Below are 23,938 nucleotides of genomic sequence, written 5' to 3' on the forward strand. Positions count from 1 at the left end.
AGCGTATGTCATGCAGAAGCAAGAGACAATAAGTGAACTTGGGCAAAAAACTATTCATTCTTGCGATGATGAGAGGAGGTCTAGCTTTGGCGGATTCGACATTGTTTCGTGGGCAGCCGATCTATATAGCGGGCGGCTCGTTCGATATGGCAGGGGGTGACAGCCGGTTCAACCTAGAACTGCATAAGCATGACGCGAACAGCGAAATACTGCTGATTGAGGAAGGCGAAGGCGAATTTGAAATTGACGGACGAAGCTATACCGCAGGGGCTGGTTCCATGCTTTTCTACCATCGCGGGATATGGCATAGGGAGCAGTCGACGAAGCATCCTTTTCGCTGCACCTATATCGGGTTTACGGGCTTGCAAATCGGGGAGCTGGAGCGGGATTTCTTCCTCAGCCGGGATCGCTTGCCGATTATCCAGCTGCATGATCAGCTTCCCGTCATCCGCAAGCTGATGCGCGACACGATCGCGGAATCTGACAAGTTTGAGCCAGAGGCGCAGATGATTGCGAGTCACTATCTCGGCATTATTTTCGCCAAGCTGGCTCGTATTGCTCACTATGGCGATGAGGCGCAGCGGTCGCGTTTCCCAGCGAAGGAGGCGGTGTGGAAAGCGAAGCGGATCATTGAGGAGAACTATAGTGCGCCGCTTACGCTGGATACACTCGCGGAGGAGACGTACTTGAATAAGTATCATCTGGCTCATCTATTCAAAGAATTGGTTGGCGTCAGTCCGATTCAGTTCCTCATCTACTGCCGTATTGAGGCGGCAAAGCGGTACTTGCGCACGACGAGTCTTCAGGTGAAGGAGATTGCGGAGATCGTGGGATACCAGAGCGAGCCGTCGTTCTACAATGTGTTTATGAAGGTGAGTGGCGTGACGCCGAGGAAATATCGGGAAGGGACAGTGGACTGACGGCAGGCAAGCGAACATACAGTTGACACGTAAGGAACAGGAAGGACTATATGCTATGGGGGTATCGTTGATGGCATTTCACCGTGCGACGCGTGGGAGTTTATCAGATGAGCAGCTGTTGCAATACAATCGCGATGGCTATTTGGTTCTGGAAGATTTGCTAAATGATGATGATATGGAGTCGCCCCGGCAGGCGATGATGGATGAGGTGTCCACGATTGCCGACGCGCTGTTCGAGCAGGGGCTCATTACAGATAAGCTTACGAACGAACCGCTCAAATATCGGCTGGCGAAGCTGTTCGACGGACTCACAGATCATCACTTCTTGAAGTTCGGGCGCAGCTGGCGAAACCGGACCCCAGGCTACTTTCATCTCCTCAGCAATCCCAAAATCATCGATGCCGTGGAGTCCTTCATCGGAGAGGAGATCTTCGCGAGTCCCGTATACAACACCCGCCCGAAAGTGCCTCGTGTCGCAGCCGGAGCCGTGCCATGGCATCAAGATAAATCGTATTGGCCGGACTCGAATGCCAATCCGGTTATAACGGTGTGGATTTCTTTTGTCGATGCGACTCTCGAAAATGGCTGCCTGCACATCAAGCCCCGCACACAGAACACGAAGCTGCTGGAGTGGCATTCGGAGGCTTACAGCGGAACAAGCTACACAGCGCTGCATGAGCATCAGCTCGGTTCACGCAAGACGGTCGCGCTGCCGGTAAAGGCTGGCACTGCGATTCTGTTCAATGACCGGGTGCTGCACATGTCGACGCCGAACAACTCCGACCATGTTCGGTGGAGTGTCGACCTTCGCTACCAGTCGACGGATCAAGATCCGATGCCGCAGCATGGGACCGGGTTTCTGGCGAAGAGCACGAAGTTTCCAGAGCGTGCCGCGACGCTTGCGGATTGGCTGGCGGGGCGGGCGGAGCATGAGGGACAGGCATAGTATAAGTGGAGATATGCAGTTATGATCCCTATTGCGGCAAAAAGCCGCCTGCAACGATGCAGGCGGCTTGAAGTCTAGTTATTAATGGCGAATGAGATAATCAAAGGCACTTAGCGCTGCGGTTGCGCCCGAGCCCATCGAAATAATGATTTGATTGTACGGGCTGTCCGTGCAATCGCCGCCGGCAAATACGCCTGGCATGCTCGTTGCCCCGCGCTTATCCACGATAATTTCACCGGAGTTCAACCGCGCGATGTCATCGCCAAGCCATTCGGTGTTCGGGACAAGTCCGATCTGGACGAATACGCCTTCTAGCTCGACATGCTTCTCGGCACCCGTTCCGCGTTCCGTATAAGTAATGCCGTTAACTTTGTCCGTTCCTGTAATTTCTTTCGATTGCACGTTCTTAAGCACCGTGACGTTCGGAAGACTGTATAAGCGATCCTGCAGTACCGCGTCTGCCTTCAATTCGGGAGATGATGCCAGGATGGTAACATGGCTGCAGATGCCTGCGAGATCGATAGCAGCCTCGACGCCGGAATTGCCTCCGCCGACAACGGCTACGCGCTTGCCAGCGTATAACGGTCCGTCGCAATGCGGGCAATAAGCGACGCCTTTATTCTTGAACTCTTCTTCGCCCGGAACGCCGATATTGCGCCAGCGAGCGCCTGTAGATAGAATAACGGTCTTGCTCTTCAGCAAGGCGCCATTCTCGAGCTCAACCTCGACGAACTCCCCGTTCTTCTCGAGGCGTGACGCGCGCTGCAGCTTCATCACATCGACGTTATACTCCTTCACATGCTCCTCAAGACTTGCCGCGAGCTTTGGCCCTTCGGTATATTTCACGCCGATGAAGTTCTCGATGCCAACTGTATCGACGACTTGCCCGCCGAAACGGTCCGCTACGATACCTGTGCGAATTCCTTTACGCGCGGAGTAGATAGCGGCACTTGCGCCTGCTGGTCCGCCTCCTACAACGAGCACGTCGTAAGGCTCCTTGTTGAACAATGCGGAGTCGTCCCGTTTCATCCCCATTTTGATCAAAATCTCGTCAATCGTCATGCGGCCGCCGCCGAAAAATTCACCATTCAGAAACACGGACGGAACCGCCATGATGTTGTTACGCTCGACTTCCGCTTTGTATACCGAGCCGTCGATCATCGTATGCGAAATGCCGGGATTAAGGACGCTCATCAGGTTCAGCGCCTGCACGACGTCAGGGCAGTTATGGCAGCTTAAGCTGATGTACGTCTCGAAACGGTATTCGCCTTGGACGTTCTTGATTCGATCGATCACGTCCTGCTCGACTTTAGGGGCTCTGCCGCTGACTTGCAGCAGTGCGAGCACCAAGGACGTAAATTCATGGCCAAGCGGTACGCCTGCGAACACGATACCTGTGTCCTCGCCTGGACGGTTCACGCTAAAGCTCGGTGTTCTTGGCAAATCCGCTTTCTCAATCTTAATCCGGGAAGTCATGCTTGCAAAAGCGTCCGTCAGCTCAAGCATCTGTTGCGACACTTGATCGTCGCCTGCACTGACCTTGATCAGCACGTCGCCTTCCATCAAGCCAAGGTATTGGTTTAATTGTGCCTTAATTTCCTGATCTAATACCATGTCCATTCACCCCTTATATCTTCCCGACGAGATCGAGACCAGGTTTAAGCGTAGAAGCGCCTTCCTGCCATTTGGCAGGGCAAACCTCGCCTGGATTGTTCCGGACGTATTGGGCTGCTTTAATTTTGTTCACGAGCGTGCTAGCATCGCGGCCGATGCCGCCTGCAGTAATTTCAACCGTTTGAACGACGCCGTCTGGATCGATGATGAAGGTGCCGCGGTCAGCTAGTCCTTCTTCTTCAATGAGCACATCGAAATGGCGAGAAATGGTATGTGACGGGTCACCGATCATAATATATTCGATTATCCCGATCGTATCCGAATGGTCGTGCCATGCTTTGTGCGTGAAGTGGGTATCCGTCGAAACGGAATAAACCTCAACGCCAAGCGATTTCAATGCTGCGTATTGATCTTGCAAATCGCCGAGCTCCGTTGGGCAAACGAATGTGAAGTCAGCTGGGTAGAAGCATACAACGCTCCATTGTCCTTTGAAATTCGCTTCTGTTACTTCGATGAAATGGCCGTTTTGGAAAGCTTGCGATTGAAAGGGGAGTACTTCTTTTCCGATGAGTGACATGATGTGTGTGTTCCTCCTGTGGAATGAATATTAATTTATAATTATTATAAATTGATAATAGTTCTCAACGTTAAGTTTGTCAACTCATTTCCGCTTCCAATTGATAACTATTTTCAATTAAGACCGTTAATATGTCAATGTCGGACAAGGATGGAATGTTGAACTTTGGATGTGGGGGGGCGCCGAATCAAATAACTGCAAAAAGCCACTTATTTTGCTGAGTTTGGCCCAATTCCTATGAAATAAGTGCAAAAGTACAGTTATTTAACGCAATTTGCCCTTATGATGCTAAAATTCACAGAAATAAGTGGATATTTGCAGTTATTTTATCACTTTAAGCGCGAAGTAAAGTAAATAAGTGGATATTTACAGTTATACCGCTAGGGGGGCGCATGATCCTCGCGCAACTCGTAAAAGGATTGCCGCCCATGGTAATCCTTAATTATTTTTCTCGAAAAATGGAACTTTCATCCACCCTCAGTTGTCTAACTAGTGGAGAGGAGTGAGCGGCTTACGTGGAAGATGACTATCTCAAACATATAACGAGGCTGGATGATCCGGAGATGGATGGGCTTGTCCGTCGCTATTGGCATGACGTGTGGCAGTACGTTTACTTTCTGACCCGCCGTGAGCATGTGGCTGAAGACATTGCGCAGGAGACGTTCATTCGGGCGTTCCGCGCGATAGACGCATTCCGAGGACAATGCTCGGTGAAGAGCTGGCTGTTCAAGATCGCCCGCAATACTGTGTTCAACTACAGCAAATCCGCCTTCCTTCGCAAAGTGACGCTTATCGGGTTATTCCAGGATACGAGGCGTTCATCGTCTGCGGAGGTAGACTATATGTCCGCCAACTTCACGGATGAGATCTGGTCATTCGTACTTGAGCTTCCCCGAAACGATCGGGAAGTCATTATACTGTATGCGCATTATGAGCTGTCGTATAAGGAACTCGCCGAGCTGCTGGGGATTGCCGAGGGTACCGTGAAATCCCGACTTGCACGCGCTAGAGCAAAGCTTGCAAAGCGAATGAAGGAGGAGCGATTTCAATGACGAAATGGCATTCAGATGAGCCGCATCAAGCGGATCCGTTGCTCGATCGGCTGAAGCAGCGTCCTCAAGACGAGAGTCGAGTCCCTTCGGAGCAGCACATTGCGGACATTCAACGGCTTGCAGCGTCCGAGCGGAATCCAGGCAGACGTAGAAAGCGGCTGTGGCTGGGGTGGTCAGCTGCGGCAGCGGCATGCCTTGTACTGTTGATTGCTTTTGCCTACGTATATGAAATCCCGGGCGGAATCGCGGACTGGCGTTATTCCCGCGCTGCGGGTTACACGGGCACGGTGAGCATCCCGATTGGCAAGACGCCGGAAGATGCGGTTAAGAAGTTCAGGGCCTACACCTCGATGGTGGTCGTTAACCGTGAACCGATCGACGGCGGGATGCTGCTGTTCATTAAGCGTTTCTATCAGCAGGACGGCACCGATCTCGAGATCGAATTTGTCCGCAAAACATGGCTCGGGTGGAAATGGGTCATGGGCGGCATGTACGGCCTAGGCAGTCCTGTGAACTCGAGAGAAGCGTTCAATTACATGAGTATGCCGAAGTTCGAGGGCATTCATGGTCCGTTCCCGATCGTATTCGGGCAGCTGTCGAATTCTTCCATCAAAGCGGTTAATATCACTATTGGCGGCCCGGATGCGGGCAGTTATCCTGCGAAGATCGTCGAGTTCGACGAGGGACAATGGCTATGGTTTGCTGTTCTTCCGCAGACTTCGGCTCCGACGTACGGTATCGAGGCACATAATAGTGAGGGGGCAATCGTCGCCAGCACGACGTTCGATGATCCTCGCGAGATGAACAGTGTACCTATGAAAGCCAACACGGGCGTTCAGGTGAAACCGTTTATATTGACCGATATTTTAAAAGTCGTTCAGGATCAGCAAGTGAAGCTAGTTCCTTACGGAATAACCGGGCATCCGCAGCTGCTGGACCATGTGACCCCTCAAGTTTTTGCTGTTGAAGCGGAGTCGCAAACGGATCAGAGCGATCCCGAGTTTGTTCATATCTATGTTTTCCCGTCGAGGGAAGCACGGGTGAAGGGAGTTCAGCAGTTTAACGATACGATGAAAGTAGCTCAATTCATGACTGTATTCCCCTTCGTGTATGAGAAAGGAAATGCACTCCTCATTTATTGGGCGAAATCGAAAGATAATCCGCTTATGAGGCAAGTCATTGATGCGGCGATGAACGAGCTTTGAGAGTGAATGGAGGGAGTAATAGGAATGAGTAGGCTGCAAGTAGTGCTGGATGCAGGCGGGGTCATTGTTACGAATCTGCCTGAGCTTTGGAAGGAAATCGCGGAACATGCGGACCTTCCCATCCATGAGCTGAAAGAGTGCTTTAACGTGCAACTGCGAAGCAAGCTATGGACCGGCGAGTCTGACGAAGAGGCTTTCTGGCAATGGATGACTTCCTATTATCCGGGTATAACGACTGCGGATGGTCGGGCTATAATGGCTCGGCATCTCCGCGTGCTGCCGGCTTATCATCGTATCCAGGCATGGAGCGAGTTTGCAGACATTCATGTGCTTAGTAATCATCGGCATGAATGGTTAATGCCGCTGCTCGTGCCTATTCAGCCTTACCTGACAAGCGTCACCATTTCGAGTCAGGCTGGGAGCTGTAAACCGTCACTGCCGATTTATAAGCTTGTTCAATCAAAGCTGCGGGCGCAGGATCCCGTCGTGTTCGTGGATGATTCAGAGCGAAACTTAGTTTCCGCGCGCGAACTGGGCTGGAAGACATTGCTGGCGGATGAGCAAGGGGCATGGATGGGAGCGATCGATGTTAGGTTGTAAATGACCGCGCCTGTGAATACGTATCAGATAAGCTGTTACGACTTTGGAATAACCATACTAAATACAGGAGTGATGACAATGAAGACGTATATAATCACCGCGGAAAAGGACAACACACTGCTAAAACGACTAAAGTGGAGGAATGTTTTTGAACCAATTCATGAAGTTTGTAGCGTATTACAAGCCATATAAGAAGGCACTCCTAGCAGATCTCTTCTTCGCCTCGCTGTCTTCTGCTGCGGTGCTTGCATTTCCGCTGCTTGTTAATCAGATTACCAAATACGCAATAAGCGATGGAGGTGTCGCTGCCGATTTAATAGTCCAGATGGCAGGGCTCTTCTTGTTTCTAATGGCTGTCGAGTATGTGAGCAGCTTTTATACGGATTATTTTGGACATGTCATGGGGGCTAGAATTGAATCGGATATGCGGAGTGATCTGTTCGCGCATCTCCAGAAGCTCTCCTTCCGCTACTACGACAACTCGCGTACAGGGCAGCTGATTTCGCGAACGACGAATGATCTATTCGACATCTCTGAGCTCGCACATCATGGCCCTGAGGATATCGCGATCTCATTGGTCAGAATTGTTGGTTCCTTTATTATCTTAATGCATATGAACTTGGTGCTTGCGCTTACGATTTTTGTCATACTGCCCCTCATGATGCTGTTCGCCTATCACTTCAGCATGAAGATGAAGAGAGCACTGAAGAAGAACAAGGAGCGTATCGCAGACATTAATGAGCAGCTCGAGGACAGCCTATCCGGTATTCGAGTCGTACAATCGTTCACGAATGAACCGATTGAGATGAGTAAATTCAGAAGCAGCAACGCCCGGTTTCTAGACAGCCGCAGGAAGGGTTATTTCATCGAGGCATTATTTTTTAATGGATTAACCGGGTTTATTTCATTTATCCACATTGCAGTCGTCGTTGTAGGCGCGTTTCTGATCAGCCATCATAAGCTACAGCTTAATGAGCTTATTACCTTCCTGCTTTACGTCACAACGCTGGTTGACCCTGTGAAACGGCTCATCAATTTCACACAGAATCTGCAAAATGGCATAGCCGGCTTTGAACGCTTCCTGGAAACGATGGCAGTGGAACCGGAGATTAAGGATGCTCCTGATGCGATCGAGTTAAACGAAGTTCATGGGAAAGTGGAGTTCATTTGCGTCAGCTTCCGGTACGAGAGTGACTCGGAAAATTATGTATTAAACCGAATCAATTTGTTGGCTAGTCCAGGTGAGTATGTGGCGCTGGTCGGTTCGTCCGGAGTTGGCAAAACGACGCTGTGCAGCTTGATCCCGCGTTTCTACGAGACGAGCGAAGGTGCGATTCTCATTGACGGCATGGATATTCGGAAGATGAAACTTAAATCCTTGCGCGATAGCATCGGTATTGTGCAGCAGGACGTCTATCTGTTCGCGGGTACGATTAAGGAGAACATCCGATATGGTAAGCCAGAGACAACGGATGAGGAGATTGTCGAGGCTGCCAAGCAAGCCAATGCGCATGAATTTATTATGGGGCTTCCTGGCGGATACGATGCCCACATTGGGCAACGCGGTGTGAAGCTATCAGGCGGGCAACGGCAGCGCATCAGTATTGCGCGGGTTTTCTTGAAGGACCCAGCGATTCTCATTTTCGATGAAGCGACCTCCGCGTTGGATAACGAGAGCGAACGGGTGGTGCAGGAGAGCTTCGAGCGGTTAGCGAAGAACCGCACAACCTTTGTCATTGCGCACCGGTTGTCCACGATTCGAAATGCGCATCGCATCATCGTCCTATCGGAACAAGGAATCGCAGAAGAAGGCACCCATGCCAAGCTGTTGGAACAGGGCGGTTTGTATGCGAAGCTGTACAATATGCAGTTTAGCCAAGTGTTGGCGTAAGAAGAATGAGGCGTGTTTGCCCATAATAACGTTGCTGGGGTCCGTTAGAAAGCGGAAACCCGCGATTTTGGCCGAATAACGACTCCTGAGTCCGTTAGCGCGGGGAGAAGAGGCAGTGAAGGCAGTGACCACAACAGGTCACTGCCTTTTTTACATACTTTTACCACTCCATGGTTAAAGTAAGGACATCTCTAACGGAGGAGGGAATACGTGTGAAATTAAGCGCATCGTTGAATGAGACGGAGAAGTACTTCAAGGAGCTGTTCTCGGAGCAGAGTGACTTTCAAACGAAGAAGCTGAAGATCGGTGAGTCGGAGTATCAGCTGTTTTATTTTAGTACGCTGATTGATTCAGAGCTTGTTCAGAACTATATCCTGAAGCCGCTGCTGTCCCGTCCGCACGACCCCGTCCAAGACGTCGTGTCCATTCTCGACTATAAGGAAAGCGATAACCTGCAAGATGCGGTTCATGCGATCATGTACGGAAATACTGTGCTGCAGCGTGGTGGAGAAGCTAAGCTGTACCTCCTGGGAACGGATCTCAAGAAAGAACGTTCCATCAACATTCCGACCAATGAACGGGTGCTGCGCGGCGCGAATGAAGCCTTCATCGAAAATATCGATACGAATATCAATCTCATGCGCAAGCTCATTAACACAACGGACTTCATCGTCAAAACCTATACAATTGGACGCCTATCGCAGACCAAGGTCGCCTTGATGTACATCAAGTCCGTTGCGGATATGGCTCTGATGGAGGAAGTGGAGCGAAGGATTAAGAGCATTGACATCGACTTCATCGATACGCCCGGAGATATAGATGAGCTAGTCCGTGAGAATAAAAATAGTTTGTTCCCGCAGGTACTGATTACGGAACGCCCTGACCGTGCACGCGCCAATCTGATGGAGGGCAAAGCCGTTATCTCGGCAGCCGGTTCTCCGGATGTGGTCATCCTGCCGGTCTCGTTCTGGTCGTTCTTTCAAAGCGAGGACGACTATCAAATCGGCTGGCTGCTCGGGACGATCTTCCGGCTATTGCGCTTCTTCTGCTTCTTTATTGCTATCGCCCTACCGGCTCTCTACGTGTCAGTCGCTAATTTCAATCCACAGATGCTGCCGATCAATTTCGTCAACACGCTGCAGAGTTCATTGAAATACGTGACATTCCCGCCATTAATCGAGGCGCTCTCAATGATGATCCTGCTTGAAATACTGAGAGAGGCGACGGTTCGGCTTGCGAGCCCCGTTGGCCAAACGATTGGCGTCGTCGGCGGTATCGTGGTTGGTACGGTCGTCGTACAGTCCAATCTGGTCTCCAATACGATGGTGATCACGGCTGCACTAACGGGCTTAGCATCCTTCGTTATGCCGTCATACGAGATGAGCAGCGCCGTTCGCCTGTTAAGTTATCCTGCGCTCCTGCTGTCCGCTTTGTTTGGCTTGTTCGGCCTTACTTTCTTCCTCATGATGCTTTGCACCCATCTTTGCCAAATGAACACGATGGGTCTCTCTTATTATAAGCCTCCTTTCTCCTTGAGCGATGCCAGAGATACTCTGTTTCGCGCACCGACCTGGAGTATGCTGAAGAGACCGAAAGCAACGGCGCCAAACAATCGAACAAGGCAGCGGAATCCAAGGGGTTGGAAACGATGATGAGGGAAGAATCGATCACAGGAAGACAGCTGTTCATACTGATCTTTATGACACAGCTTGGCGTCGAGGTCATGTCCCTGTCACATGCGGAGGCCGATGTTGCCGGACATGATACGTGGCTGGCCGTCGTGCTGAGCTGGTTATGCGCACAAGTCGGCATCATGCTAATCTGGTGGCTCGGCTGCCGCTATCCTTCGCGAAATTACTTTGCTTATGTCTCCAAGATCGTCGGCAGGCCAGTCGGTGCTCTCGTTAACATCATGTATGGATGTTATTACGCGCTATCAGGGTGTCTCTTAATAACGAATTATTCCGATGTCCTGAACCGGTGGCTGTTCGCATACACACCGCGGTGGGTCATATTGCCGATGCTATTCATCGCATGCGGTTATGCGGCAACCTTATCATTGAAGAAAATTTCGTTTCTCGCCCAAACTTACATGGCTCTGCCCTTAATCGGCCTTATGCTGATTGTATTCTGCGGGGTCTACGGGTTTGATGTGAAGAACCTGCTGCCTGTCCTGCCAAGTGGCTGGAATCCGGTTATGAAGGGCGCCTATGCCGCATTTAGTGCCTATGTGGGCTACGATTTGCTGCTTTATGCCTTCCCTTATGTAAAGACCAAGACCAAGAGTAGGAAGAAGCTGCTGCTTATCGTGTCGCTGGCTAACTTCAGTTCGATGCTCTATTACGTTATTAGCTGTCTGATCTGCTCGACCATGTTTAGCTTGAATCAGCTTAGGTTAATACCAGAGCCTATCGTGTTTATATTGAAGTACTATCACATTGAAGTGCTGCAGAGCATAGATATCTTGTTCCTGATATTCTTTGTTTTCATTGTTTCGGACACGGCATATATCTACTTCTTCTTGTCGGCGAAGGCATTCCAGCATCTCCGCAGTCAAGGGATGGGCAAGCAGCAGGTTTGGGTTTGGAGCACGGTATTCTTAGCTTTTATCGGCGCTCTTTTCTTTCAGAAGCGGGCCTCGCTTAGGCAGTTTTCTGAGATGCAGGATAAACTGTCCCTTATTATGGTTGTTGCCCTGCCCGCCATAATGCTTATCATTTCCGGGATCCGTAGTGTAGGGAGGAGCAAAGCATGAAGAAAGGAATTGCTGCACTGCTGATATGCCTGCTGCTGACCGGATGCTGGGATCAGATTAAGCTGAAGGATCAGCTGTTCGTCGATATTGTCGGAGTCGATTACGTAGGTGACAGCAAGAAACTCAAGGTGGGCTATGTCATCTCCTCACTTCGGGAGGCGAGTCAAGGCGGAGGCAAACCATTCAGCTTATACTTTGAAGAACCAGGTGATAGTATTTATGACTCTGTGGGGAAAACAAATGAGTCCATGCCAGGCGTGTTAACGGTTCAGGAGACCAGGCTGTACCTCATCACCCCTAGGTTTGCCAAAGATGAACCGCTTAACTATTTGAGTTCCGCGGGTCAATTCATATCGAATCCGCTCTATGCCCATCTTGCGGTGTACGATGGCGATTTCACGGAGCTGCTGTCAAGGAAGAAAATTAAAGAACAGACCGTTCCCGACTTTATGAACGGATTAATAGATAATGAAATGAAAAGGGGGGATATTCCTACCAATAAGCTGCTTCGGTATATACTTGGGGGAACAGATTTCATTAGCGACTATGCGATCAATCGGCTCGTACCGGATAAAGAAGGGGCTCGTCTTGCTGGGACTGCTCTTTTTCGAGACGGGAAGTACACCGGCATTAATTTGAATAACGCGCAGACCCAGCTAGCCTGTCTGATGGCTGGAGTCCCTGCAAAGATTCAAGTCATCACCAGTCAAACGGAAGGCAAGGTCTATTCGATTCGGGTACGGAGCGCCAAGAACGATTATCGGATAATCCACAGTGATAAAAGCCTTCGTGAGATCGACATCTCGCTTAAGATGAGTGTCAAGTTAATCGAGGATGGACCTGCCGTCAAAAATCATACGAATCCAATGTTGCAGGAGATGGAGAAGGCCATTGCAGCGGATCTTACGAAGAAGGCAGAGAGCATCATCGCAACGCTGCAGAAGGCGAACTGCGATTATTTTCAGCTGGGGCACGAGCTTGCGGCCTACCATCCGAAGCTGTACAAAGGGATGAATTGGCGTGAGGAGTATCCGAAGCTGACGATTAAACCGAAGATTAAGGTTACGATACTGAATACCGGTGTGTTGGACTAACAATAATGGAGCCTGCGGCTGACTTATGCTGCGGGCTTCTTTTTGTTTTGATGGACTATTGCATATCCCGCGGCGGGGATTTTTTTTCTGTATGGAGAGCCACTTGCTAGAGAGATGTGCTAAATTAATAGAAATATTTATGAAAAGGGATGAGCGTGTATGGAGAGAGAGCAAGGTGGTTTGCAGGATCGAAATCAGGAGCGTCAAGAGTTGAACCGTATTTTGCGGGAGCTTGGCCATCAGGAGCTGGTGACGCAGCTGGCGGAGGGTCTATCCGGTGCGGATTTCAATACGCTGATGCTTGAGTTATTCCGCCGGCGTGCGGCAGATAAACAGCCGAGCGAGCTGCTGCGCAGTTATCGGGAGAACCGCTTCGTGAAGCCTGCGGTTGTGGACTCGCTCGCGCTCAAGCAGCTGGAGCTGGATTTGCTCCTAATTGCGCGGGAGCGGGGGTATGCACCCATGCAGCTGTCGCCGGTCGCGCCGCTTGGTTCCTGTTCGGTCGTGGCGCATGCGGACCAGAACAAAGTCATCTCCGCTCTCCGCGGCACCGAAGTCGTCGGCGATATGACCAACCTGCTCGCGCTGCATATTGCCGACGGTGTACAGTCTGGAGCGCTCAACAACCATCCTGATCCGGTCAGGCTGTGCACGACCCATCGCCTTGTGCGGGCACAGAAATTCCCGGATTTACCGGGATATTTATCGCATTTCTCTGCGTACGCAATGGTGACGGCGGGCAGGGACCGCGGCTCGTATACGTTTGAGAAAGAGGCGGTGTGGGAGCACATTGCGATGTACCGGGACATGTTCAGCAAGCAGTTCAGAGGGACTGGCATTGAGGTGCTCATTAGCGGTCGAGGTGGCTATACCGACGGAGAAGGCTTAATTGAGCGGACCGTCCAGCACCTTCACGAACGTGCGCCGGAGCTAGTCGTGACGGTAGTCCCGCCGAAGGACAACGCGTACTATCTCGGCCTGCAGTTTACGATCAAGACTACAATCGACGGACGTGAGCACTTTATTGGCGACGGCGGCTTCGTCGACTGGACCCGGCAGCTGCTTGGCAGCAAGAAAGAGCGCATGCTCATCAGCGCAATTGGGCTGGATCGGCTGTTGATGTAGGAAAGGTTAGGAGGGGAGAACGAGCTGCTATCCGCATCGCTGCCCGTTGTTGCAGATAAATAAGCTCATAGTTCTAAAGTCGTGGTAAAATAGTCATATCATTTATGGCATAATTGACCAATGACTTCAGGGGGACTAACTTATGGGCGTTTCGGCAGCTATGATTGTGAAGGATGGGGAGAGATGCATTGAGCGAGCAATTAGATCCGTTCTTCCGGCTGTGCACGAATTTGTTATCGTCGATACGGGCTCTACGGACCGCACCATAGAGATTATCGAGAAACTAGCTGGTGAAGATGAGAAGATTAAGCTTTCTCATTATGTATGGAGTAATGATTTTTCCGCTGCTCGGAACGAATCACTTTCTAAGGTTTCGCATGATTGGGTTTTTGTCGTCGATGCGGATGATGAATTGCCGGCACAGCATCAGACTCAAATTCGCCAGTACACGGAACAGATGGACCTTGATGGTCAGCAGGCAGCGCTGTACATTGTCTACGATAACACGGTAGGCGGCAAGATAACTTCTTCGTATGATAATGCCTATATTCGTATTTTTCCTTCGCAGTTAAGGTTTAAAGATATGATTCACGAGGTTTTGGACCTCGAGAGCCATTCGATTGCTGTCCGGAAGTCGGACATCCATCTTCTGCATGATGGGTACGACCATAATGTTGTTGATACGTGGGAGAAGCGCAGAAGAAATTTGCACCTGCTGCAGCAAAATTTGAAGAAGGACCAGGACAACGCTCGTCTATGGATGCAGCTCGGTCGAGAAATGAAAGAGCTCGATCCTGTGAAGGCTAAGAGGTATCTGGAAATTGCCGAGTCGAAGACGAATGATCCACGGTTGCTGAAGTGGATCAATGAGTCTCGTCAAGGTCTGTAGGGGGCAGGTTGCTGGGGATGAGAGAGTACATATGGGCACTCGGCACGTTGGCAGGAGCTGAGCGAGCAAATACGTGCTCTCAGCATCAGAAACGCGCGAAATGTTGGCTGAGAGAACACATATGATCTCTCAGCGTCGCGGTCCCGAGTAACCGGCTTGCTGTGGGAGCTGAGAGAGGATAAAGCCTCTCTCACCAGGCGAAGTGGGCGATTAGACAGCGTTTATGGTCTGAGAAGTCAGTTCATCAAAAAAGGGAGGAAGCCGACCACGGCTTCCTCCCTTTCGATTTATGCTTTTGCAGCAGAAGCAAGTGGACCGAACGCACTGCGGTGCGCCTCGATGATTTCGTCTTCCCAAGTCTCGTTGTCGGAGTTCGGGATGCGGCCGCCTTGCTTCATCACTTCGAATACTTCGCGCATGCCTTCTTCTAGCGAGATCGTCGGCACGAATTCAGGCACATCGCGCATCAAGCGCTCCGAGCTGTAATATACGTTATGCGCAAAAATCTCGCTACAAATGCCGAAACGTCCGGCATCAATCGAGTTCAGCGTATCTAGCGATACACCAACAAGCTCGACTTCTCTTCCCAGCAGCTTCATCGCCAGCTTATGCTGCTGTTCCCATGTCGTGAAGCCGCGCGGAACGACGTTGTACGTTTGGCCGATGCAGTGTGCTTTGCCAAGAACGCCGACGAACGCTTTTGCCGCATCGTCAACATGCATGAAAGAGTGGAGCGCTTTGCCATCGCCGCAAATGAGCAGAGGCTTGCCTTTTAGAATACGGTCGATCCACGTGAAATCCCAAGCCACTTGGCGTAGGATGCCGCTTTGCGGACCATATGTAGTCGACGGCTTCAGAATCGTCACAGGGAAGCCTTCGCGGTAGTGCGCTTCCAGCAACAGCTGATCCGCTTCCGCTTTGCCGCGGCCGTAACCGCTGATCGGACGAAGCGGGTGATCCTCCGTCACAGGCATCCAGTCGTAATCGACGCCATACGTACACACGGTGGAGCATTGAACAAAATGCTTCACTCCACGGAAAGCGCGCAAGCTGCTCGCAGCATCTTCCTTGTCGAAGCTGATCATATCGATCGCCGCATCGAACTGCTCTTGCTGCATGGTTGTTTCAAATGTATCGCGATCCTTGCGATCTCCATTGATAACGCGAACACCCGCAGGCAGGTCGCTGGCGCTTTGACCGCGGTTATAACAAGTGACTTCATGGCCCTGAGCCACCAGAAGACGAACAATGCTAGTACTAATGTTGCCGGTACCGCCAAGAATAACAACTCTCATGCGTTAACATCCTCACTCTCTCGCCTAAAGTCTGTAACTAACAGCAAATACAAAAACCTCCTGCTTATCGTAACACAGGAGGCTTCGCGTTTGTTAACCCGAAAGAAGTTCACCAAATTTCACTAAAATTATTCGTTTACGCGTGTCGCAGCGAGGTCTCTGACGGTCTGAAGCTCGGCAGACCGCTGCTCGAGCGTACTCAGAAGCAGGTCTACGTTCGTGATTACAGCCTGCAGTTCCTCTGCTTGCGTGACGCCAGCCAGCAGCTCGGCAGGCGCCGCCGAGAGAGCTGGCAGCGCGCCAAGCAACTGCTGCAGCTCGCCGAGCAAATTCACACCGCTCACACCACTTGCACCGCTCGTACCCACACCGCTCACGCTACTCGCATTGCTCGCACCCACACCGCTCACTCTACTTGCATCGTTCGAACTCGCACTGCCCGCACCCAAGCCACTCAGCGCTGCACCGCTCGCACCCGAGCCGTCTCCACTCAAGCTCGCACTACTTGCACTTGCCTCACTCGCACCGCTCGCCGTGCCGCCTCCTGCCACGCCCGCAGCCGCTTCGCGCTCCGCGGCTTCCGCCGCGAGCCGCGCCTTCTCGGCCTTCGCCGCGGCGGCGCGCTCTGCCTGCTCTGCTTTTAGCTCCGCGGCCCGCTCGCGTTCCGCTTTATTTTGCTGCACGGTTGACCACGTTTGCAGCAGCTCGTACCCGCTCTTGTACAGCAGCTTGTCCTTCGTGCCCGAGGAAATCTCCTTGTCCTTGAACAGCTTCGCGATCTTCTTCACATCACTGACAGGCAGCGCGTCGCGCGCAATAATGAGCGCGAGCGGGTCGCGATGCTCGAACGGCAAATCCTTAATCGGCAGCAGCTGATCCTCGGTCAGCTTGCCCTCGCGGATTTCCGTGCCGCTGACGATCAGCTTCCGCACGGCGTTGCCGAACTTCAGCAGCTCGCACTTGTTCTTAATATAGCTCTCTGGCTTGCCGAGCTTATTCGCGAGATACTTAATCGAGCTGTTGAACTTCGATTCATGCATCAGCTTATGGAACGCTTCCGCTTCCTCAATCGGCGAGAAACCTTCACGCGTCAAGTTCTCCGCGATTTGCTCCAAATAAATTTCCATCTCATCGGTCGCACTCGACACGATGCATGGCATTGACGGCTTGCCGAGCATCTGGCTCGCTTTGTAGCGTCGGTTGCCGTAGATGATTGTATAGCGTCCGCCTGCTGTCGTCCGTACTTTAATCGGCGAGAGCAAGCCGATCTCTTCGATGCTCTTCGCGAGCTCCTGCAGCGCTTCCTCATCGAACTGGTAACGCGGCTGGTCCTCGTCCTCATCAATTAAATGGATTGGGATTTGAATAATATCCATATCATTTCTCCTATCATGACACATCTTTAAGAGTCGCAATCTCTTAATTTATCTGTTTTCGCCTTATATTTGCTAGTCAACCGTATTATATACCAGGATGCTTTTTGTGGAAATAATACCGATGATGTCGCTTTCTTGAAATTGGTAAATGAACTGGAATGTGATACCATAAGGACATTTACTTCGATTATAACGCTTTCATCGATCAGAGGAGGGGCTTATCAATGTCTTATTTGTCCATCAGTACGTGGAGTTTGCATCGCCTGCTCGGCCCGTTGCGCTTTACAGCTTGGAACGCGGAGACGAAGCAGCATGAGCCGCAAGTTACAGAACAGCCTCAGGTGCTAACACTGCTCGAGCTGCCGGCTGAGCTGGCAAGAAGAGGGTACCAGGCTGCAGAGGTATGCCATTTTCATTTTCCATCCGTAGAGCCGGCGTACTTGCAGCAGTTGAAGGAATCATTCCAGTCGGCAGGCATTAAGTTCGATACGCTCCTGCTCGATTACGGCGATCTGACGACTGCGGACGAAGAACGCCGCGAAGCGGACATTCGCTACATGCAGCAGTGGATCGACATCGCGTCGCTTGCAGGCGCGAAGCAAATCCGTATCGTTGCGGGCGAAGCTGCGCCGGATAACATTGATGCGCTTCGTTTATCGGCAGAAGGCCTCACGCGTCTCAGCCAATACTCACAGGAGCAGGGCAAGAACGTTCGCATCATCTCAGAGAACTTCAAGGCGCTCACGTCGACTGGTTCCTCCAGCGTGAAGCTGCTTGAACTCGTGGGCGACAACGCAGACTTCATCACCGACTTCGGCAACTTCAAGCTCCCGAACAAATACGATGAGTTCCCGCTCACGCTACCGAGCAGCGTGTCCGTTCACGCCAAAGCGCAATACGACGATCAAGGCTATCCGGACCAAGATGAATTTATTACATGCTTGAACACCGTCCGTGCCGCCGAGTTTAACGGCGCAATCGTACTCATCTATGACGGACCTGGCGATATGTGGGCCGGACTCGATCGCATTAAAGCCATCGTTGCCGACTATCTATAACATAGTAGGAGGTGGCGGAAAATGTCATCATCATCATCAGCTATTGCCGCAGAGACGCGGATTGGACTTGTGCAATTGCGGGTAAGTAACTTAAAACAGTCGATCCGCTTCTATAGGGAGATCGTCGGTCTTCAGCTCATTGAAGAGAAGCAGGAAGGAATGGCCGCGCTGGGAGTCCCCGGTGCGGCTAAGCCGCTTCTTCAGCTGCGTGAAATTCCTGATGCGGTGCCGCGTCCACGCCGCTCTGGCGCGGGCTTGTATCATTTTGCGCTGCTCGTGCCGGATCGGAAGTCGCTCGGCCTGTCGCTTCGTCACTTGAAGAGCACCGGCATTCACATCGGGCATTCAGATCATCTCGTCAGCGAGGCGCTCTACATCACCGATCCGGATAATAACGGCATCGAAATCTACAGCGACCGTCCGCGCGATACGTGGCAGTGGGATGAACAGGGCCGCGTGCAGATGGGACTCGATCCGATTGACCAAGATGGCTTGCTAGCGGAAGCCGGAGATACTTCTTGGAACGGGCTGCCTGCGGGTACGACTGTCGGGCATATTCATCTGCATGTGACGGAGCTGCCGACGACAGAGCATTTCTACATCGACGTGCTCGGCTTCGATATCGTTGCATCCATGAGTAATTCAGCACTCTTCATCTCGGCAGGGGGCTACCATCATCACATCGGCCTTAATGTATGGGCTGGCGTTGGCGCACCGCTGACACCGGCGAACGCACCGGGCCTTGATTATTACCAAATCGTTCTTCCCTCCGAAGCGGCTCAAATGGCCGTTTTTGCACGTTTGCAGGCTGCAAGCGTTCCGCTTCGCACCGAGGGTGGTACGATTATTACGCATGATCCATCAGGTATCGAGGTTCATTTTGGCATATAGCACTTGTGTGTAATAACACTCTCCATTAGATATCGTTTCTTAAATAACGCGATGCAGGCAGGAAATTGGCCTGCATTCCGTTGTGTGTAAATATGCAAAAACTGGATAATTGAGAGGGGCGATTTAGTTGGGCAGTGGTCGGGGCCTGTTAACGACGTATATCCGGGCAAAATGGTACATCTATGCATCAGGTATTACGTTTACTATCGCAGCGAACTTATTTCAATCGTATTATCCGAAGGTGCTGGGGAGCTTCACAGATGAGCTGCAAAAGGGTGGACTGACGAAAGATACGGTCCTGCATTCGAGTCTCGTGCTGCTCTTGATCGGCGTCGCTTACGGCATTCTTGGCGGCATCGGGCAGTTCCACATTATGTACGTAGGCAGGGTGTTTGAGAAGTTTACACGGCAAAAGCTGTTCAGGCATTTCACAAGGCTTGGCGAGCAGTTCTATTCCAAGAACGGGGTCGGCAAGCTGTTAAGCTATGTGATGAACGATGTCACGACCGTTCGCGAATCCATCTCCATGGGTGTCAACCAGACTGCGAACGCGGTGATGCTGATCGTCTCTGTCATTGTCATGATGCTGATCAGCGACATTCCTTGGTATCTGATTCTGATCTGTATATCGCCGCTGCTCTTCATTCCTTGGATTGTCGTTCGCTTTGGCCCAACAATTCGTAAACGCTCGCTCGCTGTGCAGGAGTCGCTTGGCTCTATGACTGAATCGGCGGAGGAGCAATTCGGCGGTATCCGTGTCACGAAGAAATTTGCCGTCGAAGACATTATGAATGGCAGATTCGGCCGCACCGTTGACCGGATCAAAGACAATCAGCTGAAGCTTGTGCGCGTCTCCTCCTTCTTTCAAGCTCTTATTCCGTTTCTTGGCGCATTATCGCTAGTTGTGACGCTTGCCTTCGGCGGTTATCTGGCACTGTCAGGGCGTCTCTCACTCGGTAACTTCGTTGCGCTGACGCTTTATGTTCGGATGATGGTTAACCCTTTGCAGCAGATCGGCAACGTCATCAATACGATACAGCGCTCCCGGGCGTCGCTTGAGCGGCTGAACGAATTGCTGGCGAAGCAACCGGAAATTATCGAGAAAGAACTTGCGGCGGACGTCGATTGGAACAAAGCCGTACTTACTGTGAATGACCTATCCTTCACATATCCAGAATCACCTGAGGAAGCGCTGAGGCACATTTCGCTTCGCCTCGAACCGGGCAAGACGCTAGGAATCGTAGGAAGAACCGGCTCTGGCAAAACAACGCTCGTAAAGCTGCTGCTGCGCGTCTATGATCCTCCTGCTGGAGCAGTCGAAATCGGCGGCAGCGATTTGCATGATGTTTCGCTCGAAAGCTTGCGCGCTGGCATCGCTTACGTGCCGCAGGACGGCTTCCTGTTCAGCACGACGATCCGCGACAACATTGCGTTCTATCGTCGCAGCGCAGACCTGTCACTCGTGGAGAAGGCAGCACGCGATGCGCAAATTCATGACAGCATTATCGGCTTCCCTGATGGCTTCGAGACGAAGCTTGGCGAGCGCGGCGTAACGCTATCCGGCGGTCAGCGGCAGCGGACGGCGTTAGCGCGGGGGATGATGATGGAAGCACCGATTCTTATTCTCGACGATAGTGTTAGCGCCGTAGACGCTGTCACGGAAACGGTCATCATTGATACGATCCGTCGGCAGCGCGAGGGCAAGACGACCATTATAATTGCGCACCGGATCAGTGCATTGAAGCATGCAGATGAAATCATTGTGCTCGATGAAGGGCGAATTGTGCAGCGCGGCACGCACGAGACACTGCTTGTGCAGGAGGGCATCTACGCGATGCTTCATGCCATTCAGGAGGAGGGAAGCAGCGTTGGCTAAAACAGCGGACTTCAATGCGAGTAACAAAATCGCTTACAAAGGGCTCATGTCCTACGCCAAGCCGCATACGAAGACATTCCTTGCGGTGTTCGGCTGTATCCTGGTCGCGATTGCGGCAGACCTGCTGCAGCCTTACTTAGTGAAAGTGGCCATCGACGATCATTTGATGAAAGGCGATAAGAGCGCGAGCACGCTGCTTCTCATTGCCGGCATCTATTTGCTCTTATCGGTGTGCGGATTTGTCTTTACCTATTTGCAAAATAATTATCTTCAAGAAGCAGGCCAAAGCATCGTTGCAGCGATTCGCAAACAGCTCTTCCGCCATATTTCGAAGCAATCGATGTCGTACTTTGACCGCGTGCCAAGCGGCAGCTTGATTACGCATGTGTCAAGCGATACGGAGTCGCTGAATCAGTTCTTCAGCCAAGTGCTGCTGAGCGTGCTGCGCGACGGACTGACGCTTGTGTTCATTATTGTGCTGATGTTTCAGCTCGATGTTCGGCTAACCTTGTACTGCCTCATTTTGATTCCAATCATTGCACTTAACGCCATTTCATTCCGATCCTACATGCGCACGACCTATCAGATCACCAGGACGAATCTATCGCGGCTCGTCGCGTTCGTAGCTGAGAACTTGTCTGGGATGCGTATCATCCAAGTGTTCCATCAGGAGAAGGAGCAGCAGCGGCAGTTCGATGAGGGTAATCAGCGGTACTTTAAATCAAATATGCGCGAGATTCGCACGAACGTGCTGTTCAACCGTTCCTTCGATATGCTCGGCAATTTGTCGGTCGCCTTCGTCACGTGGCTCGGTGGTAATGCGGTGCTCGGTCATTCGATACCATTCGGCGTATTGTTCGCGTTCATTACGTATATCCGGCAGTTCTTCCAGCCGATCAATAACATTACGCAGCAATGGAATACGCTCCAATCCGCACAGGTATCCATGAACCGGATCTGGTCAATCTTCGAGACGGTCCCAGAGGTGCAGGATGCTGATAAAGCGCGCGATGTCGAAGCAACGCGTGTGAAAGGAAAGATTGATTTTGACGGTGTGAAGTTCGCTTACAGTGATGGGGTTCCGGTCATACACCACCTTGATCTCCATGTGCAGCCTGGTGAGATGATTGGGATTGTCGGTACAACAGGCGCGGGCAAAAGCTCGCTTATCAGCTTGCTATGCCGCTTCTACGATGTAAAGCAAGGAAGCGTCTCGATCGACGGGACGAACGTTCGAGACATTCCGCAGCATACGCTCCACCGGCTGATAGGTCTTGTGCAGCAGGAGCCCTATCTGTACTCAGGCAGCATTATCGACAATGTCCGGATGTTCGATGAGACCATATCCCGTGAGCGTGTTATTGAGGCGTGCAAGATGGTAGGGGCCGATACACTTATTTCCCGGATGAAGGATGGTTACGATACGCTGCTGTCGGAGCGGGGCAGCGGCTTGTCTGCAGGTGAGAGGCAGCTCATCTCGTTTGCGCGGATCATTGTATTCCAGCCGAAAATCCTCATCTTGGACGAAGCGACGGCGAACCTCGATTCCCACTCGGAGCAGCTCATTCAGCGGGCGCTTGCGGTCGTCTCCGAAGGGCGGACGACGCTCGTCATCGCGCACAGGTTGTCTACCATAATGGGCGCCGATCGTATTATTGTGATGCGGCAGGGCGAAATTGTTGAAGAAGGTACTCACCGTGAGCTGCTTGCACTTGGCGGGTATTACGAGGAGCTATACCGGCATTCTCAGGGCGAGCATGAAGAGGTGCCTGCTTCGGAGGCGTTGACTGCTGTGGATATGGCGGCGACTTCCGCGGGCTGCAGCTCACGGCGATAACGTATCGGCAGGGTATTACCCACAGGTTATGCACGTTTTGTGGATGGATTGTGTACAAAGTTGTGGATAAGGCTGAAGCAATTCCCTTTAAGCAGCAGTCTCGTACACATAGACAATCCCATTTGAACTATGCGATAATGGGCTATTACTAAGACTGACTGTTTGAGGTGCAGATAATGGAACTATTCCTATTGCTGGCAGAGATCATGCTGGTCAATATTGTGCTTAGCGGTGATAATGCTGTCGTCATCGCATTGGCAAGCCGAAATTTGCCAGAGGAAAATCGCAAGAAGGCTGTATGGTGGGGAGCGATGGCGGCTGTTGTTCTCCGAATTATTTTGACGGTGGTTGCCGTTTACTTGCTTAAAGTGCCGTTCATTCAGGTTGCAGGCGCATTACTCTTGTTCTGGGTTGCGATTCAACTGCTGAAGGATGACGGCGACAGCAAAAATATTGCAGGCGCGCAGTCCATTTGGAAGGCGATTCGCATTATCGTGACTGCTGACTTCGTTATGAGTCTCGACAATGTGCTTGCGATTGCATCCATTGCGAACAACAACATTTGGCTGATGTCGCTCGGCGTTGCGCTCAGCATTCCCATCATCGTCTGGGGCAGTCAGCTCATTATGGCGCTGCTGCACAAGTTCCCGATTGTCGTCTTCATCGGCGCCGGCATTCTCGGCTACACCGCTGGTGAGATGCTCGAGGATAATGAGACGCTCAAGAAAGTTCTGCATAACGCTGGTGAATGGGTCGACACATTATTCCCATTCATCTGCGGCCTGCTCGTTATGGGCATTGGCTACCTGCTGCAGCGCCGCGAACGTTCGCGCGTGCAGGAGGCTTAAAGAAGAAGGAGGGTTCCCTTGCGAGGGAACCCTTTTTTTTTGCGAGAAACCCGGGAAGCTGGCTGGAGTGCTTCCTAGATTGAAAAAGG

Annotated in this window: 20 protein-coding genes; 16 read left to right on the forward strand and 4 right to left on the reverse strand. The window is 51.6% G+C overall.

What is annotated here, in order from left to right:
• Positions 1 to 86 precede the first annotated feature (86 nt).
• Both BMY11_RS22485 and BMY11_RS22490 read left to right on the forward strand, forming a co-directional pair.
• Positions 87 to 920, forward strand: coding sequence for a helix-turn-helix transcriptional regulator (locus BMY11_RS22485; protein WP_177182773.1), 834 nt, complete (start codon positions 87 to 89; stop codon positions 918 to 920).
• Between the two features lie 70 nt (positions 921 to 990).
• The gene (locus BMY11_RS22490; RefSeq protein WP_177182774.1) at positions 991 to 1,866 is read left to right on the forward strand and encodes a phytanoyl-CoA dioxygenase family protein; all 876 of its coding nucleotides are present in this window, start codon (positions 991 to 993) and stop codon (positions 1,864 to 1,866) included.
• An 81-nt stretch (positions 1,867 to 1,947) separates the two neighbouring features.
• Here BMY11_RS22490 and ahpF read toward each other — a convergent pair whose 3' ends face one another.
• Both ahpF and ahpC read right to left on the reverse strand, forming a co-directional pair.
• Positions 1,948 to 3,480 (reverse strand): alkyl hydroperoxide reductase subunit F, encoded by a 1,533-nt coding sequence (gene ahpF / locus BMY11_RS22495; protein ID WP_090581592.1) that lies wholly within the window; start codon positions 3,478 to 3,480, stop codon positions 1,948 to 1,950.
• Between the two features lie 13 nt (positions 3,481 to 3,493).
• Complete coding sequence (ahpC, locus tag BMY11_RS22500) at positions 3,494 to 4,057, reverse strand: alkyl hydroperoxide reductase subunit C (protein ID WP_090581594.1); 564 nt, start codon at positions 4,055 to 4,057, stop codon at positions 3,494 to 3,496.
• A gap of 515 nt (positions 4,058 to 4,572) precedes the next feature.
• Here ahpC and BMY11_RS22505 point away from each other — a divergent pair.
• The 9 genes from BMY11_RS22505 to BMY11_RS22545 all read left to right on the forward strand — a co-directional run bounded on the left by BMY11_RS22505 (position 4,573) and on the right by BMY11_RS22545 (position 14,668).
• The gene (locus BMY11_RS22505) at positions 4,573 to 5,109 is read left to right on the forward strand and encodes an RNA polymerase sigma factor (RefSeq protein ID WP_090581598.1); all 537 of its coding nucleotides are present in this window, start codon (positions 4,573 to 4,575) and stop codon (positions 5,107 to 5,109) included.
• Positions 5,106 to 6,314: a hypothetical protein gene (locus tag BMY11_RS22510; RefSeq protein ID WP_090581600.1), complete on the forward strand. Its 1,209-nt coding sequence runs from the start codon at positions 5,106 to 5,108 to the stop codon at positions 6,312 to 6,314. Before BMY11_RS22505 ends, BMY11_RS22510 begins: the two co-directional genes overlap by 4 nt.
• Positions 6,315 to 6,338: 24 nt before the next feature.
• Positions 6,339 to 6,914, forward strand: coding sequence for an HAD-IA family hydrolase (locus tag BMY11_RS22515; RefSeq protein ID WP_177182775.1), 576 nt, complete (start codon positions 6,339 to 6,341; stop codon positions 6,912 to 6,914).
• Positions 6,915 to 7,062: 148 nt separating this feature from the next.
• Positions 7,063 to 8,805 carry an ABC transporter ATP-binding protein gene (locus tag BMY11_RS22520; RefSeq protein WP_371262912.1) on the forward strand — a complete coding sequence of 581 codons (1,743 nt, stop codon included), beginning with the start codon at positions 7,063 to 7,065 and terminating at the stop codon, positions 8,803 to 8,805.
• Positions 8,806 to 9,017: 212 nt separating this feature from the next.
• Entirely contained in the window at positions 9,018 to 10,457 is a 1,440-nt protein-coding gene (locus tag BMY11_RS22525) for a spore germination protein (RefSeq protein ID WP_090581606.1), read from the forward strand.
• A complete protein-coding gene (locus BMY11_RS22530) occupies positions 10,454 to 11,560 on the forward strand; it encodes a GerAB/ArcD/ProY family transporter (RefSeq protein ID WP_090581608.1) in 1,107 nt (368 codons plus the stop codon). Before BMY11_RS22525 ends, BMY11_RS22530 begins: the two co-directional genes overlap by 4 nt.
• The gene (locus BMY11_RS22535) at positions 11,557 to 12,654 is read left to right on the forward strand and encodes a Ger(x)C family spore germination protein (RefSeq protein ID WP_090581610.1); all 1,098 of its coding nucleotides are present in this window, start codon (positions 11,557 to 11,559) and stop codon (positions 12,652 to 12,654) included. The genes BMY11_RS22530 and BMY11_RS22535 overlap by 4 nt, the downstream gene beginning before the upstream one ends.
• Positions 12,655 to 12,813: 159 nt before the next feature.
• Positions 12,814 to 13,779: a hypothetical protein gene (locus BMY11_RS22540; RefSeq protein ID WP_090581612.1), complete on the forward strand. Its 966-nt coding sequence runs from the start codon at positions 12,814 to 12,816 to the stop codon at positions 13,777 to 13,779.
• A 142-nt stretch (positions 13,780 to 13,921) separates the two neighbouring features.
• Positions 13,922 to 14,668, forward strand: a complete 747-nt coding sequence (locus tag BMY11_RS22545) for a glycosyltransferase (RefSeq protein WP_090581614.1) — start codon at positions 13,922 to 13,924, stop codon at positions 14,666 to 14,668.
• A gap of 287 nt (positions 14,669 to 14,955) precedes the next feature.
• On the opposite strand, the gene BMY11_RS22550 is transcribed toward BMY11_RS22545, so the two are convergent.
• Positions 14,956 to 15,963, reverse strand: a complete 1,008-nt coding sequence (locus tag BMY11_RS22550; RefSeq protein WP_090581616.1) for an NAD-dependent epimerase/dehydratase family protein — start codon at positions 15,961 to 15,963, stop codon at positions 14,956 to 14,958.
• A gap of 128 nt (positions 15,964 to 16,091) precedes the next feature.
• Positions 16,092 to 17,339, reverse strand: a complete 1,248-nt coding sequence (locus BMY11_RS22555; RefSeq protein WP_090581618.1) for a ParB/RepB/Spo0J family partition protein — start codon at positions 17,337 to 17,339, stop codon at positions 16,092 to 16,094.
• 224 nt (positions 17,340 to 17,563) lie between these two features.
• Between BMY11_RS22555 and BMY11_RS22560 the strand changes: the two genes are divergently transcribed.
• From BMY11_RS22560 to BMY11_RS22580, 5 genes are all read left to right on the forward strand, one after another.
• Positions 17,564 to 18,397 carry a sugar phosphate isomerase/epimerase family protein gene (locus BMY11_RS22560; protein ID WP_090581620.1) on the forward strand — a complete coding sequence of 278 codons (834 nt, stop codon included), beginning with the start codon at positions 17,564 to 17,566 and terminating at the stop codon, positions 18,395 to 18,397.
• 21 nt (positions 18,398 to 18,418) lie between these two features.
• A complete protein-coding gene (locus tag BMY11_RS22565) occupies positions 18,419 to 19,288 on the forward strand; it encodes a VOC family protein (protein ID WP_090581622.1) in 870 nt (289 codons plus the stop codon).
• A gap of 127 nt (positions 19,289 to 19,415) precedes the next feature.
• Positions 19,416 to 21,164, forward strand: coding sequence for an ABC transporter ATP-binding protein (locus BMY11_RS22570; protein ID WP_090581624.1), 1,749 nt, complete (start codon positions 19,416 to 19,418; stop codon positions 21,162 to 21,164).
• Between the two features lie 46 nt (positions 21,165 to 21,210).
• A complete protein-coding gene (locus BMY11_RS22575; protein WP_256217717.1) occupies positions 21,211 to 23,001 on the forward strand; it encodes an ABC transporter ATP-binding protein in 1,791 nt (596 codons plus the stop codon).
• Positions 23,002 to 23,177: 176 nt separating this feature from the next.
• Positions 23,178 to 23,849 carry a TerC family protein gene (locus BMY11_RS22580; protein ID WP_177182777.1) on the forward strand — a complete coding sequence of 224 codons (672 nt, stop codon included), beginning with the start codon at positions 23,178 to 23,180 and terminating at the stop codon, positions 23,847 to 23,849.
• The last annotated feature ends 89 nt before the right edge of the window (positions 23,850 to 23,938 follow it).

Source organism: Paenibacillus sp. OV219 (assembly GCF_900110075.1).
Lineage (GTDB): Bacteria > Bacillota > Bacilli > Paenibacillales > Paenibacillaceae > Paenibacillus_Z.